The following is a 14,049-nucleotide window of genomic DNA, read 5'->3' on the forward strand; positions in this document are numbered from 1 at the left end:
TCCACAATCTGGGGCCTCGGATATGGCGCACATCGTTCTGACTTTCGACAACAACAAGCTTGCTAGCGCCCTTTATGGCCAGTTCGACGAGAATCTGGCCAGGCTCGAGCAGAAGCTCGGCGTCGATATCCGCTCGCGCGGCAACCAACTGACCATCAAGGGGGCCGCCTCGGCCGCCGAGCAGGCGCGCCGCGCCCTGGACAATCTCTACGGCATTCTCCAGAAAGGCGCCGATATCGGCCAGTCGGACGTCGACGGCGCCGTGCGCATGGCGATCGCCGCCGACGACCAACTGACGCTGCCGACGCTGGAGCGCAAGGGTAAGGTGTCCGCCGCCCAGATATCGACGCGCAAGAAGACGATCTATGCCCGCTCGCTCAACCAGGACGCCTATATGCGCGCGCTGGAGCGGTCCGAACTCGTCTTCGGCATCGGCCCGGCCGGCACGGGAAAAACCTTCCTGGCGGTGGCGCATGCGGCGATGCTGCTCGAACGCGGCATGGTCGAGCGCATCGTATTGTCGCGACCGGCCGTCGAGGCAGGCGAGCGGCTTGGTTTCCTGCCCGGCGACATGAAGGAGAAGGTCGATCCCTATCTGCGGCCGCTTTACGATGCGCTTTACGAGATGATGCCCGCCGACAAGGTCGAGCGGGCGATTGCCGCCGAAGTGATCGAAATCGCGCCGCTGGCCTTCATGCGCGGCCGCACGCTGGCGCATGCCGCCGTCATCCTCGACGAGGCGCAGAACACCACGCCGATGCAGATGAAGATGTTCCTGACCCGACTTGGTGAGAACTCGCGCATGATCGTCACCGGCGATCCGACCCAGATCGACCTGCCGCAAAACACCAAATCCGGTCTGGTCGAGGCGCTCAGGATACTCGACGGCGTCACCGGCATGGTGACGGTCCGCTTCAACGAGGGCGACGTCGTCAGGCACCCGCTGGTCGCCGAGATCGTCAAGGCCTACGACCGCGACGGCAAGCTGGCCCGGGGCCTGGACGCCGAAGGCTAGATGCCCAAACGAAAGATAGAGCGGCGGCACGGCACGATGCCAAAGTCGGCCGCTCCAGTATGACGATGCGGCCTCATGGCTGAGGACAGAAAGTCTGGCGGCGGGGATATTCCGGTTCCCGTCGACATCGATATGGCGGTCGAAGCAGGCGACTGGCCCGATGAGGCCGCGCTGACGCGGCTGGTCGATCACGCGGTTGGCGCTGTTTTTGCCGAAACCGGCGTAACCGGCCGATCCGAACTGAGCATCGTCTTTTCGGACGATGCTCATATCCGCAGCCTCAATGCCAGCTGGCGCGGTAAGGACAAACCGACCAACGTCCTGTCTTTCCCGGCTTTTCCGCTCGCAAAGGACGGCCTGTTGCCGCCCATGCTGGGCGATATCGTGCTGGCCGCCGAAACGGTCGCGCGGGAAGCCGCACTGGAAGACAAGCCCGTCGACAACCATATCACCCATCTCGTCATTCACGGCCTGCTGCATTTGCTGGGCTACGATCACGAGACCGATGCCGAGGCCGAGGAAATGGAAGCCGTCGAACGCGCGGCACTTGCGAGACTTGCCATTCCCGATCCCTACGCGTAACTAAAAAGATCAAATGACCGGACGACGATGAACGACAAACCAGAGACTGCCGCCCGCCCAGACGCCGGCAGTGCGATCAAGCCATCCGAACAGACGGAAGAGGGCTCGAGTCCGAGTACCACGACCGGCAGCTTCGCCAGCGAGCCATCGCTTGCCGGTCCGTCCCTGTTCGATCGCGTGCTCGGCCTGTTCAGGCAACGCAACGGCACCAGCCTGCGCGAGGAGATCGCCGACGCGCTCGCCGAAACGGCGAGCGACGCCGGATCATTCTCGCCCGGCGAACGGGCCATGCTCAACAACATCCTGCGCCTGCGCGAGGTGCGCGTCGAGGACGTCATGGTGCCGCGCGCCGACATCGAGGCGGTCGAGATCACGACGAACCTGGGCGATCTTCTGGGACTGTTCGAGCAGTCCGGCCATTCCCGCATGCCGGTCTATTCGGAGACGCTCGACGACCCGCGCGGCATGGTCCACATCCGCGACGTGCTCGCCCACATCACCAAGGTCGCCCGCGTCAGGAAGGGCAGGGCGACCAGGAAAGCCGCCGCCGCCACGCTTCTCGATCTTGCCAAGGTCGATCTCGCGCGCACCATCGGCGACCTGAACCTTATCCGCCCGGTGCTTTTCGTGCCGCCGTCGATGCTCGCCTCCGATCTCATGGGGCGGATGCAGGCGATGCGCACCCAGATGGCGCTGGTCATCGACGAATATGGCGGCACCGATGGTCTGGCCTCGCTCGAGGATATCGTCGAGATGGTGGTCGGCGACATCGAGGACGAGCATGACGACGACGAGCCGATGATCACCCAAACCGGCGAGGGCGTGTTCGTCGTCGATGGTAAGGCCGAGATCGACGATGTCGCAAAGATGATCGGCGAGGATTTCGCCGCCGGCGAACACGGCGAATATGTCGACACGATCGGCGGCATGATCTTCAACACGCTTGGCCGTGTTCCGGCGCGCGGCGAAGTGGTGCAGGCCATACCTGGCTTCGAATTCCACGTGCTGGACGCCGATCCGCGCCGCGTCAAGCGCGTGCGCATCGTCGAGACCCCAAAGGGCGAGCGCCGCCGGCGCGCCGTCCGCGCCGAGCAGGCCTGAGGAAGCACCGCCGCCCGATGACGGTCGACGATCCGTTCAAGCACTCAACCTTGGGCTCCGGCATATTCTACACGGATCCGCGCGCCGCGTTGATCTGGCTCGAAAAGGCCTTCGGCTTCGAGCCGAGCATGGCGGTCAGCGACGCCGATGGCAGGCTCGTCCATTCCGAGATGCGGTTCGGTGACGGCTACATCTTCGTCGATTCCGAATGGGCCGACCATGTCGCCAGTCCCGCTTCGGTTGCTGGCAAGAACACGCAGTCGGTCTATGTGCGCCTCAAGGACGGCATAGATGCCCACTGCGATCGTGCAAGGGCGGCGGGAGCCGGGATTGTCCAGGAGCCTGCCGACCAGTTCTACGGTGAACGGCAGTACAGAGCGCGCGATCCTGAAGGTCACGTCTGGACCTTTTCCCAGACCGTACGTTCCATTCCACGCGAGGAAGCCGAGCAGTTGAGCGGTTTGCTGATCGAGGGCTGGCACCGATAGCCGCGATAATCGGATCGCGCTCATCCGGGTTTGGAGCGTGGACCGCAGCCTGATAAATCTTGCTCGTGATTCGCACGACTCGGAAGCACTGATGCAGCGCCTGGCCGGCCGGATAATTCTGCTATGGGGTTGGCGACGCGCGCTTGTGGCGTTTCTTGCCGGGGCGCTGACGGTTCTTGCCCAGGCGCCTTACGACTTCTTCGCCGTCTGTTTCGTTTCGTTTCCGTTGCTGGTCTGGCTCCTCGACGGCGCGATCGGCGAAGCCTCCGATGGCTGGCTCCGGCGTCTGCGGCCGGCTTTTGCCATCGGCTGGTGGTTCGGCTTCGGCTATTTTCTCGCCGGCCTGTGGTGGGTCGGCTCGGCACTTCTCGTCGAGGCCGACAGTTTCGCCTGGGCGCTTCCCTTCGCAGTGGTCGGAATTCCGCTGGTGCTCGCCTTTTTCTACGGCTTCGCGACAGCGGTTGCCCGGCTGCTGTGGAGCAACGACATCGGCCGCATCGCTGCCCTGGCCTTCGGCTTTGGCCTGGCGGAATGGCTGCGCGACTTCCTGTTCACCGGCTTTCCCTGGAATGCCATCGGCTACGCGGCGATGCCGGTGCCCTTGCTGATGCAGAGCGTGTCGGTGACCGGCATGGTCGGCATGAACGCGCTGGCAGTCTTCGTCTTCGCATTGCCGGCACTGCTTGCGGCGCGCCGGCATGTCCGTCTGGGCGCTGCACTGCTTGCCGCTCTCGTCGCGACCCATGTCGGCTTTGGCTATCTCAGGCTTACTGCTCCGGAGAAGCCGGCCGAGCGCACTCTCGATGTCCGCATCGTGCAGCCGGCCGTCGACCTCAGCGAGAAGTGGGATGCTTCGGTGCGCGACCGCATCTTCGCCACCATGATGGGGCTCTCGGCCAAGACGCCGGAACCTGGCCTTGGCAGGCCGCAATTGATCCTGTGGCCGGAAACCTCCGTGCCGTTTCTTTTCACGGAACGTCCCGATTCGCTGACCGCGCTGGGAGAGATGCTTGGCGACGGCCAGATGCTGATCGCCGGCGTCGTCCGGGAGGAGGGTGGCTCGGCGGCAAATGCCGATACGCGGTACTACAATTCCGTTGTGGCGATCGACGACAGCGGTGAAATCACCGACGCCGTCGACAAGGTTCATCTGGTGCCTTTTGGCGAATATCTGCCTTTCACCGACCTGCTTGGCCGCTTCGGGCTCGAACAGCTCGTCGCCGGGCCGATGACTTTCGCGGCAGGCAATGAGCGGCATCCGATCGCGCTGCCCGGTGGTATCCGCGCGCTTCCGTTCATTTGCTATGAAGTCATCTTCCCTGATCTGGTGACAGTTGACGTTGCGTCAGCCGAGCTTATTGTGAATGTCACGAACGACGCGTGGTTCGGTGACACGCCAGGTCCATACCAGCATTTCAGGCAGGCGCAGATTCGTGCGGTGGAGAACGGGGTGCCCTTGTTGCGCGCAGCCAATAACGGCATTTCCGCTGTAGTCGATCCGCGCGGGCGCATCCTCGACGCACTGGCGATCGACGCACGCGGAGCCATCGATGCCCTTGTGCCGATCTCCAATCAAGCCATCGTCTCCTCCGGTCAAAGACGCGTTAACGGACTGCTGATCATGTTGGTGCTTGTCCTGGCCTCGTTCACATTGAATGTAAGGCAAAGGCTACGGGTGAATTGACAGTCGACACATTAGAAACTCATACTGTAAGCGCCTGAAATTTCTCGAAGTCGGTATGTCGTTCTGTTGGGGCACTGGCCGCCGGCTTTGTTTGGGCAGGAAAAAACACAAAAAGCCGGAAAAATTCGGCGAGGAAAAAATGACAGAAGAAAACAAGAAGAAACCGAATCCGATCGACATCCATGTCGGAAGTCGCATCAGGCTTCGCCGCAATATGTTGGGAATGAGTCAGGAAAAGCTGGGCGAGAACCTCGGCATAACGTTTCAGCAGATACAGAAATACGAAAAGGGGACAAATCGCGTCGGCGCCAGTCGTTTGCAGGCAATCGCCTCGATACTCGGTGCGCCAGTCGCTTTCTTTTTCGAGGACGCGCCGGGTCAGGAGGCCGTGGGCAACCGCGGATTTGCCGAGGATGCGTCGATGGCTTTTGCCGTCGAATTCTGCGGCAGTCCCGAAGGTCTTCAACTCAACCGGGCTTTCGTCAAGATCGCCGACGTAAAGGTACGTCGCAAGATCATCGAGCTTGTGAAGGCCCTTTCCGCCGACGAAGTCGATTGATTGGGCCGATTTTTGTAGGCCGTTGAAAAGTTGAACATGACGGGCCTGTCGTAGCGGCATGCGAAATTCTCGTGATTTCGCGCAATGTGGAATTTGCATTCCATAGGCATGCCCAAGAGGGATCGATTTTGCTCGACGCCCTCCTCTAAGTCCTTTTTATTTGAGGGGTTGGAGTTAAGCACGGTGGCGGCATCCTGCCGTAGGTCACAGTGGTAGCCGGTCACAGTGGTACAAGATAATAGCGCGATTTTCATGCCAGAACGGCCGCATCGCTTGACGAGCGGCGCCCGGCACCGCTAACACGTGGCGCGCCAAATCGGCAGCTTGCCGATATTTTTTCAAGAGGGGACACCCGTGACGCGGCAAAATTACCTATTCACCTCGGAATCCGTTGCCGAGGGTCATCCCGACAAGGTCTGCGACCGTATCTCCGACGAGATCGTCGATCTGGTCTATCGCGAGGCCAGAAAGGCCGGCATGGACCCCTGGAAGGTCCGCGTCGCCTGCGAAACGCTGGCGACCACGAATCGCGTCGTCATCGCCGGCGAGGTGCGCGTCCCCGAGACCCTGCTCAAGAAGGACAAGGCCGGCAACATCCTGATGGATGCCGCCGGTCATCCGCTCGTCAATCCGGCGAAGTTCAAGTCGGCCGCCCGCAAGGCGATCCGCGAAATCGGCTACGAACAGCCCGGTTTCCACTGGAAGACGGCAAAGATCGAGGTTCTGCTGCACGGCCAGTCGCCGGATATCGGCCAGGGCGTCGACAATGCCTCCGACCGGCAAGGCGAGGAAGGGGCTGGCGACCAGGGCATCATGTTCGGCTATGCCTGCCGCGAGACGCCGGATCTGATGCCGGCGCCGATCTACTACAGCCACAAGATCCTCGAACTGCTGGCCGCCGCGCGCCACGAAGGCAACGGCGATGCCGGCCGGCTCGGCCCGGATGCCAAGAGTCAGGTCACCGTACGCTATATCGACGGCAAGGCGGCCGAAGTGACGCAGATCGTGCTGTCCACTCAGCACCTCGACGCGGACTGGGATTCGAAGAAGGTCCGCAAGGTCGTCGAACCCTATATCCGCGAGGCTCTGGGCGACCTGAAGATCGCCGACAGCTGCAACTGGTACATCAACCCCACGGGCAAGTTCGTCATCGGCGGACCCGACGGCGACGCCGGCCTGACCGGTCGCAAAATCATCGTCGATACTTACGGCGGTGCTGCGCCTCATGGCGGCGGTGCTTTTTCCGGCAAGGACACCACCAAGGTCGACCGTTCCGCAGCCTATGCGGCACGTTATCTCGCCAAGAACGTGGTTGCGGCCAAGCTCGCCGATCGCTGCACCATCCAGCTTTCCTATGCCATCGGTGTTGCCCAGCCGCTGTCGGTATATGTCGACCTGCACGGCACCGGCAAGGTCGACGAGGCAAAGCTCGAGCAAGCGCTGCGCACCGTAATGGACCTGTCGCCGTCCGGTATTCGTCGTCACCTCGATCTCAACAAGCCGATTTATGCCAAGACGTCGTCTTATGGCCATTTCGGCCGCAAGGCCGGCCGCGATGGATCCTTCTCCTGGGAAAGGACCGATCTGGCCAAGGCGCTCAAGGAAGCACTCGCCGAAACGACCGCCGAAGCAGTCGCCGCCTAACTGCGGCGCCATTGGTCTGAAAGAAGTGGATCCGAAAGAAATGGATCCGAAAGATCGGCCAAGCCGCGCGACCGAGGCGTTTTTCGGTCGCCGGCGCGGCAAGGCCATCCGTCCGCAGCAGGCGGCGGCGCTGGAAAGCGGCTTCGGCACCTACCGGCTCGATCTGACCGCTGGACCGCCGGCCGAAATGCGCAGCCTGTTCGAAGCGGATGTCTGCGCCATTCATCTCGAAATTGGTTTCGGCGGCGGCGAGCACCTGCTGCATCGGGCGACGGCGGCTCCTGAAACCGGTTTTGTCGGCGTCGAGCCTTTCGTCAACGGCATGGCCAAGCTGATGATGGCGGTCAGGAAACGGCCGCTTGCCAATCTTCGGGTCTATGATGACGACGCCACCCGCCTGCTCGACTGGCTTCCGCAGGCCTCGCTCGATGGCATCGACCTTCTCTATCCCGATCCCTGGCCAAAGAAGAAGCACTGGAAGCGCCGCTTCGTCAGCCCGGTCAATCTCGACCGTTTCGCGCGCGTCCTGAAGTCAGGCGGAAAATTTCGCTTTGCGTCCGATATCGACAGCTATGTGAATTGGACGCTGCTGCACTGCCGAGCGCACGATGCGTTTGCGTGGCAGGCTGAACATGCGGCCGACTGGCATCGGCCCTATGAGGGTTGGCCGGGTACGCGTTACGAGGCGAAGGCCGTTCGCGAAGGCCGGCAGCCGGCCTATCTTACCTTCGTCCGAAGATAGGCATATTTCGACAACGCCCATCGCGCGCTCTGCCATGAACGAGGACCACAGATTACCCCTCGTCTTTCGTCCGGCCTAGAAGCGGCCGATCTTTTCGAAAGCAGTCGGATCCATGCCGAGATTGCGCAGATCGTGCGCGCGCGGTCTGCGGCCGGCTTCGACGGCCCGCGAAGCGGCGACGGCGCTGCCGAACACGGTGAAGAAATCGCCGATGGCCGAGAAAACCTTGCGGTTGGTCATGATTATGCCCTTTCGCCTGCTGCAATGAGTGTTGAATTTGTGCAACGCAACATAGATAGGCGCGTACTCGCTGATATCACAGGGACGTTGTCGCATGGCCGCCATGCACCCTGTGCAACGCTGCCGCCTCCTCACACAGACAGAAAACCGGACAACTCGTGTGCTACATAACCCGGACAGCTCGTGTGCTTACGACAGGCTCTGCATGCGGACTTGAAACAACGGCCGCGATCGTCTATATCAGCCTCAAATTCTTGGTCGGTATGGCGAAGAGTGGGTCCACCCGGTCCCGCTCTTTTTTATTACCTGCCGATCGCCCACGAAGCGAGCGACAGAGATCGAATGACAACAACGGCAAGCGATAGCGACGACCGCATCATCCGCGAAAGCGGCATCGATGCGCGCATCGCGCTGATCGTGCAGCCGGTACTGCGCGCCATCGGCTTCCGCCTTGTCAGGGTGCATCTGTCGGGCCAGAACGGGCTGACGCTGCAGATCATGGCCGAGCGCGAAAACGGCACCATGACCGTCGAGGATTGCGAAGAGGTCAGCCGGGCGGTATCGCCGGCGCTCGATGTAGATGATCCGATCGAAAAGGCGTATCATCTTGAAGTGTCGTCGCCCGGTATCGACCGGCCGCTGGTCCGCAAGTCGGATTTCGCGACCTGGACGGGCCATCTGGTGAAGATGGAAACGTCTGTCCTTGTCGCCGACCGTAAGCGCTTCAAGGGCAAGATCGGCGAGAGCGATGCGGACGGCGTGCTGATCGAGCGCGACAAGGCGGCCTATGGTGAGGAGCCGGCGGTGCGCGTGCCTTACGATGCGATCGCAGAAGCACGGCTGATCCTGACCGACGATCTCATCCGCGATGCACTGTCGAAGGACAACAGGGCGCGCAAGGAAGCCAGGAAACGCCGCGGCGAACCCGAAGATGCGCCAGAGGGTGTGCCAAAGGGCATGCAGGCGGGCGCGGAAGACGAAACCGAACAGGAAATGTGATTGGGCTGCCGGGCGCGAAGGCTCGGCAACAAGCTCGGGAGAAAAAAGATGGTTGTAAGCGCCAACAGGCTTGAACTGCTGCAGATCGCCGACGCGGTCGCGCGTGAAAAGTCGATCGACAAGTCGATCGTCATTGCCGCCATGGCCGATGCGATCCAGAAGGCGGCGCGCTCGCGCTACGGCCAGGAAACCAACATCCGTGCCGACATCAATCCGAATACCGGCGAGATGAAGCTGCAGCGGCTGATGGAAGTGGTCGAGAACGTCGACGACTATGCGACGCAGATCGCCATTTCCTCGGCGCGTGAGCGCAATCCCGACGCCCAGCTCGGCGACTTCATTGCCGAACAGCTGCCGCCCATGGATTTCGGCCGCATCGCCGCCCAGTCGGCCAAGCAGGTCATCGTGCAGAAGGTGCGCGAAGCCGAGCGTGACCGCCAGTATGACGAATACAAGGACCGCATCGGCGAGATCGTCAACGGCACCGTCAAGCGCGTCGAATACGGCAACGTCATCGTCGATCTCGGCCGTGGCGAGGCAATCATTCGCCGCGACGAACTGATCCCGCGCGAGAACTACAAATATGGCGATCGCGTCCGCGCCTATGTTTATGACGTGCGCCGCGAGCAGCGCGGTCCGCAGATATTCCTGTCGCGCACCCATCCGCAGTTCATGGCGAAGCTGTTCACCATGGAAGTGCCGGAAATCTACGACGGCATCATCGAGATCAAGTCGGTCGCCCGCGATCCGGGTTCGCGCGCCAAGATTGCCGTCATCTCGCGTGACAGTTCCATCGATCCGGTCGGCGCTTGCGTCGGCATGCGGGGCAGCCGCGTTCAGGCGGTGGTCGGCGAATTGCAGGGCGAGAAGATCGACATCATTCCGTGGTCGCCTTCGGCCGCTTCCTTCATCGTCAACGCGCTGCAGCCGGCGGAAGTCGCCAAGGTCGTGCTCGACGAGGACGCCGAACGCATCGAGGTCGTGGTGCCGGACGACCAGCTGTCGCTGGCCATCGGCCGTCGCGGCCAGAACGTCCGGCTCGCCTCGCAGCTCACCGGCTGGGATATCGACATCCTGACCGAGCAGGAAGAGAGCGAACGCCGCCAGAAGGAGTTCGTCGAGCGCTCGGCACTGTTCATGGACGCGCTCAACGTCGACGAGATGGTCGGCCAGGTGCTCGCCTCCGAAGGCTTTACCAGCGTCGAGGAAGTCGCCTATGTCGATGCCGACGAAATCGCGTCGATCGACGGCTTCGACGAGGACACCGCCTCGGAAATCCAGGCCCGCGCCCGCGAGTATCTGGAGAAGATCGAAGCCGAGCACGACGACAAGCGCAAGGCGTTGGGCGTCAAGGACGAGTTGCGCGAGATTCCCGGCGTGACCACCGCCATGATGGTGACGCTCGGCGAAGACGGCGTGAAGACGATCGAGGATTTCGCCGGCTATGCGGCCGACGATCTGACTGGCTGGAAGGAACGCAAGGACGGCGAGACGAAAGTGTTCCCCGGTGTGCTCGCCAATCACGGCGTGTCGCGTGCCGATGCCGAGCAGATGGTGCTGGCCGCCCGCCTCAGGGCCGGCTGGATCACCGAAGACGAGCTTGCAGCCGAAGACGTGCCGGCTGACGAAGCCGTTGGTGCGTGAGGTGAAACCGCATCGCACACAACCCGCCCTTGGACGAAATGAACGATCGCACTTGCATCGTCACGCGCAGACAGGCCGAACCGGATGAACTGATCCGTTTCGTCGTCGGCCCGGATTCGGCCGTCGTTCCGGATATCAAGAAAAACCTGCCCGGTCGCGGTTGCTGGGTGACGGCCGACCGCCTACATATCGACAAGGCGGCAGCGAAGAACCTGTTCGCTCGCGCGTTCAAGGCGCAGGTGGCCGTGCCGACCGATCTCGGCGGCATGGTTGACGGGCTGCTTTCCAGATCCGCTCTGGGGATGCTCGGTCTTGCCCGCAAGGCAGGCGCGATCGCGCTCGGCGCCACCAAGGTCGAGAGCGCGGTGCGTGGCGGGCTGGCGCTTTTCGTGCTCCATGCGGCCGAGGCGTCCGATGACGGCGTGCGCAAGATCAGCCAGGCGCGGCGGGCAACCGTCCACCTCGGCGGTCCCGCCATCCTTGCCTACAAACTTTTCTCCGAGGCCGAGTTGAGCTTGGCATTGGGGGGTACAAATGTGATACATGCTGCCGTTCTCGCGGGAGACGCGGGCAGGGCGGTCCAGAAGCGCATGGTTGCGCTCGACCGGTATCGGGGCGGTTCCCCGGACGATCTGGCAATGCTTGCGGCCGTTGCTGACGAAGATGATGCCGCAGAGGATATGGAATGAGCGATACGAAATCGGGCGACGACAAGACGTTGAGTGTTACGCCGAAGAAGACCTTGACGCTGAAGCGCCCCGGTATGGAACAGGGCACCGTGCGCCAGAGCTTCTCGCATGGCCGCACCAAAGCGGTCGTGGTCGAGACCAAGAAGCGCAAGTTCTCGCTGCCCGGTGACAAGCCGGAGCCGGCCGCTAACCCTGCGTCCGTCTTCACGCCGAAGCCGCCGGTCGCGGCAGCGCCCGCTGTGCAGGAGGCGCCTAAGGCGCCGCCGCCTCCGCCCGTCGAACGCGGCGGCATGGTGCTGAACGAATTGTCGCGTAACGAGATGGAGGCGCGCCGCCGGGCCCTGGAGGGTTCGAAGGTGCGCGATGTCGAGGATCGCCAGCGCGCCATCGAGGAGGCCAAGCGCCGCGCCGAGGAGGAAGAGCGCCGCCGTCGTGAGCGCGAGGAATCCGCGCGCCGCCAGGCCGAGGAAGAAGCCAGGTTGCAGGCCGAGGCCGAGTCCCGCCGGCGTGCCGAGGAAGAAGCGCGCCGCCGCGCGCCGCTGGCCGCAGAACTGGCGACAGTCGACGACGAGGACATCAAGCCGAAGCGGGCCGGCGCCGGTGCCCCGGTGCGCCGTCCGGTCACGCCTGAAGTGGCGCGTCCGGCCAAGCCGACCAAGGGCGAGGAAGATCGCCGCCGCGGCAAGCTGACGCTGAATGCCGCACTTTCCGATGAGGATGCGCGGGCTCGTTCGCTGTCGTCGATGCGTCGGCGCCAGGAGAAATTCAAGCGCGCGCTGCATAACGAACCGCGCGAGAAAGTTATGCGCGAAGTGATTCTGCCCGAAACCATCACCATCCAGGAACTGGCGCAGCGCATGTCCGAGCGCGCTGTCGATGTGGTCAAGTTCTTCATGAAGCAGGGCCAGATCCTGAAGCCGGGCGACGTCATCGACGCCGACACCGCCGAGCTGGTCGCCACCGAATTCGGCCACACGGTTCGCCGCGTTGCCGAGTCCGACATCGAGGAAGGCCTGTTCAACATCGCCGATCGTCCCGAAGATCTCGAGCCGCGTCCGCCGGTGGTGACGATCATGGGCCATGTCGACCACGGCAAGACGTCGCTGCTCGATGCAATCCGCAGCGCCAATGTCGTGTCCGGCGAGGCGGGCGGCATCACCCAGCATATCGGCGCCTATCAGGTCGAGAAGAATGGTCACAAGATCACCTTCATCGACACGCCCGGCCACGCCGCCTTCACTGCGATGCGCGCCCGTGGCGCCCAGGCGACGGACATCGCCATCCTCGTGGTTGCGGCCGACGACAGCGTGATGCCGCAGACGATCGAATCGATCAGCCATGCCAAGGCGGCCGGCGTTCCGATCATCGTGGCGATCAACAAGATCGACAAGCATGACGCCGACCCGCAGAAGGTGCGCTCGGAACTGTTGCGCCACGAAGTCTTCGTCGAATCGATGGGCGGCGAGGTGCTAGACGTCGAAGTGTCGGCGACCAAGGGCACCAATCTCGACAAGCTGCTCGAAGCGATCCTGCTGCAGGCCGAAATCCTCGACCTGAAAGCAAACCCCGACCGCACCGCCGAGGGCGTCGTCATCGAGGCCCAACTCGACAAGGGTCGTGGTCCCGTCGCCACGGTGCTGGTGCAGACCGGCACGCTGATGCCCGGCGACATCCTTGTTGCCGGCAACGAATGGGGCCGGGTGCGCGCGCTGGTCAACGACCGCGGCGGGCAGATCAAGGAAGCGCCGCCGGCGATGCCGGTGGAAGTGCTCGGCCTGCAGGGAACCCCGCAGGCCGGCGACCGCTTCGCCGTGGTCAACAACGAGGCCCGCGCCCGCGAGATCACCGAATACCGCCAGCGTCTGGCGCGCGAAAAGGCGGTGGCCAAGCATGCCGGCCAGCGTGGTTCGCTCGAACAGATGATGTCGCAACTGCAAACGAGCGGGCTGAAGGAATTCCCGCTGGTCATCAAGGGCGACGTGCAGGGCTCGATCGAGGCGATCAGTGCGGCGCTGGACAAGCTCGGCACCGACGAGGTGCGTGCGCGCATCGTCCATGCGGGTGCTGGCGGCATCACCGAAAGCGACGTGTCGCTGGCGGAAACATCGGGTGCCGCGATCATCGGCTTCAACGTCCGCGCCAATGTGCAGGCGCGCGCGGCTGCCGCGGCGGCGGGCATCGAGATCCGCTACTACTCCATCATCTACAATCTCGTGGATGACGTGAAGGCGGCGCTCTCCGGCCTGCTTTCGCCGGAGCGTCGCGAGACCTTCATCGGCAATGCGGAGATCCTCGAGATCTTCGACATTACCAAGGTCGGCAAGATCGCCGGCTGCCGTGTCACCGAAGGCAAGGTCGAGCGCGGTGCGGGCGTTCGCCTGATCCGCGACAACGTCGTCATCCACGAAGGCACGCTGAAGACCCTGAAGCGCTTCAAGGACGAAGTTGCGGAAGTCCCGGGTGGCCAGGAATGCGGCATGGCCTTCCAGAACTACGAAGACATGCGCGTCGGCGACATCATCGAGTGCTTCCGCGTCGAGATGGTGACCAGGACGCTCTGAGTTCGAGTATTCTGTTGTCCAGACAAAGATAGAGCCTGATCCATTCCGATTCTATCGGGGTGGATCAGGCTCTAAACCATATGAGACATGACGCACGGTCC

Annotated in this window: 13 protein-coding genes; 12 read left to right on the forward strand and 1 reads right to left on the reverse strand. The window is 62.8% G+C overall.

All coding sequences use genetic code 11. The features are described 5' to 3' along the window. The first annotated feature begins 22 nt into the window (after positions 1 to 22). The 8 genes from IQ26_RS07060 (at position 23) to trmB (ending at position 7,815) form a co-directional block, all read left to right on the forward strand. Complete coding sequence (locus tag IQ26_RS07060; RefSeq protein WP_240547027.1) at positions 23 to 1,015, forward strand: PhoH family protein; 993 nt, start codon at positions 23 to 25, stop codon at positions 1,013 to 1,015. A 75-nt stretch (positions 1,016 to 1,090) separates the two neighbouring features. After that, complete coding sequence (gene ybeY, locus IQ26_RS07065; RefSeq protein ID WP_145715282.1) at positions 1,091 to 1,597, forward strand: rRNA maturation RNase YbeY; 507 nt, start codon at positions 1,091 to 1,093, stop codon at positions 1,595 to 1,597. A gap of 27 nt (positions 1,598 to 1,624) precedes the next feature. Continuing rightward, positions 1,625 to 2,698, forward strand: coding sequence for a hemolysin family protein (locus IQ26_RS07070; protein WP_145715284.1), 1,074 nt, complete (start codon positions 1,625 to 1,627; stop codon positions 2,696 to 2,698). A gap of 17 nt (positions 2,699 to 2,715) precedes the next feature. Beyond that, a complete protein-coding gene (locus IQ26_RS07075; protein WP_145715286.1) occupies positions 2,716 to 3,186 on the forward strand; it encodes a VOC family protein in 471 nt (156 codons plus the stop codon). 91 nt (positions 3,187 to 3,277) lie between these two features. After that, entirely contained in the window at positions 3,278 to 4,870 is a 1,593-nt protein-coding gene (gene lnt, locus IQ26_RS07080; protein ID WP_145715288.1) for an apolipoprotein N-acyltransferase, read from the forward strand. Positions 4,871 to 5,009: 139 nt separating this feature from the next. Continuing rightward, complete coding sequence (locus tag IQ26_RS07085) at positions 5,010 to 5,429, forward strand: helix-turn-helix domain-containing protein (protein WP_145715529.1); 420 nt, start codon at positions 5,010 to 5,012, stop codon at positions 5,427 to 5,429. Between the two features lie 354 nt (positions 5,430 to 5,783). Then, positions 5,784 to 7,073, forward strand: coding sequence for a methionine adenosyltransferase (gene metK, locus IQ26_RS07090; protein ID WP_145715291.1), 1,290 nt, complete (start codon positions 5,784 to 5,786; stop codon positions 7,071 to 7,073). A gap of 40 nt (positions 7,074 to 7,113) precedes the next feature. Beyond that, positions 7,114 to 7,815 (forward strand): tRNA (guanine(46)-N(7))-methyltransferase TrmB, encoded by a 702-nt coding sequence (trmB, locus tag IQ26_RS07095; protein ID WP_145715293.1) that lies wholly within the window; start codon positions 7,114 to 7,116, stop codon positions 7,813 to 7,815. Between the two features lie 75 nt (positions 7,816 to 7,890). Here trmB and IQ26_RS39655 read toward each other — a convergent pair whose 3' ends face one another. Beyond that, complete coding sequence (locus tag IQ26_RS39655; RefSeq protein WP_145715296.1) at positions 7,891 to 8,055, reverse strand: hypothetical protein; 165 nt, start codon at positions 8,053 to 8,055, stop codon at positions 7,891 to 7,893. Between the two features lie 342 nt (positions 8,056 to 8,397). On the opposite strand from IQ26_RS39655, the gene rimP reads away from it, so the two are divergent. The 4 genes from rimP to infB are packed head-to-tail and all read left to right on the forward strand — an operon-like array spanning position 8,398 to position 13,948. After that, complete coding sequence (gene rimP / locus IQ26_RS07105) at positions 8,398 to 9,054, forward strand: ribosome maturation factor RimP (RefSeq protein WP_145715298.1); 657 nt, start codon at positions 8,398 to 8,400, stop codon at positions 9,052 to 9,054. A 48-nt stretch (positions 9,055 to 9,102) separates the two neighbouring features. Next, positions 9,103 to 10,698, forward strand: coding sequence for a transcription termination factor NusA (nusA, locus tag IQ26_RS07110; RefSeq protein WP_145715300.1), 1,596 nt, complete (start codon positions 9,103 to 9,105; stop codon positions 10,696 to 10,698). Positions 10,699 to 10,736: 38 nt separating this feature from the next. After that, a complete protein-coding gene (locus IQ26_RS07115) occupies positions 10,737 to 11,387 on the forward strand; it encodes an RNA-binding protein (protein ID WP_145715302.1) in 651 nt (216 codons plus the stop codon). Then, positions 11,384 to 13,948, forward strand: a complete 2,565-nt coding sequence (gene infB, locus IQ26_RS07120) for a translation initiation factor IF-2 (protein ID WP_145715304.1) — start codon at positions 11,384 to 11,386, stop codon at positions 13,946 to 13,948. The genes IQ26_RS07115 and infB overlap by 4 nt, the downstream gene beginning before the upstream one ends. Positions 13,949 to 14,049: the final 101 nt, after the last annotated feature.

It is taken from the genome of Mesorhizobium tianshanense, from assembly GCF_007830515.1.
In the GTDB taxonomy this organism is placed as follows: Bacteria; Pseudomonadota; Alphaproteobacteria; order Rhizobiales; family Rhizobiaceae; genus Mesorhizobium; species Mesorhizobium tianshanense.

What these genes read in the sequence shown, in the direction of transcription:
- IQ26_RS07060 (WP_240547027.1), top strand. Translation starts at nt 23, where the DNA reads ATGGCGCACATCGTTCTGACTTTCGACAACAACAAGCTTGCTAGCGCC.
- ybeY (WP_145715282.1), top strand. Translation starts at nt 1,091, where the DNA reads ATGGCTGAGGACAGAAAGTCTGGCGGCGGGGATATTCCGGTTCCCGTC.
- IQ26_RS07070 (WP_145715284.1), top strand. Translation starts at nt 1,625, where the DNA reads ATGAACGACAAACCAGAGACTGCCGCCCGCCCAGACGCCGGCAGTGCG.
- IQ26_RS07075 (WP_145715286.1), top strand. Translation starts at nt 2,716, where the DNA reads ATGACGGTCGACGATCCGTTCAAGCACTCAACCTTGGGCTCCGGCATA.
- lnt (WP_145715288.1), top strand. Translation starts at nt 3,278, where the DNA reads ATGCAGCGCCTGGCCGGCCGGATAATTCTGCTATGGGGTTGGCGACGC.
- IQ26_RS07085 (WP_145715529.1), top strand. Translation starts at nt 5,010, where the DNA reads ATGACAGAAGAAAACAAGAAGAAACCGAATCCGATCGACATCCATGTC.
- trmB (WP_145715293.1), top strand. Translation starts at nt 7,114, where the DNA reads ATGGATCCGAAAGATCGGCCAAGCCGCGCGACCGAGGCGTTTTTCGGT.
- IQ26_RS39655 (WP_145715296.1), bottom strand. Translation starts at nt 8,055, where the DNA reads ATGACCAACCGCAAGGTTTTCTCGGCCATCGGCGATTTCTTCACCGTG.
- rimP (WP_145715298.1), top strand. Translation starts at nt 8,398, where the DNA reads ATGACAACAACGGCAAGCGATAGCGACGACCGCATCATCCGCGAAAGC.
- nusA (WP_145715300.1), top strand. Translation starts at nt 9,103, where the DNA reads ATGGTTGTAAGCGCCAACAGGCTTGAACTGCTGCAGATCGCCGACGCG.
- IQ26_RS07115 (WP_145715302.1), top strand. Translation starts at nt 10,737, where the DNA reads ATGAACGATCGCACTTGCATCGTCACGCGCAGACAGGCCGAACCGGAT.
- infB (WP_145715304.1), top strand. Translation starts at nt 11,384, where the DNA reads ATGAGCGATACGAAATCGGGCGACGACAAGACGTTGAGTGTTACGCCG.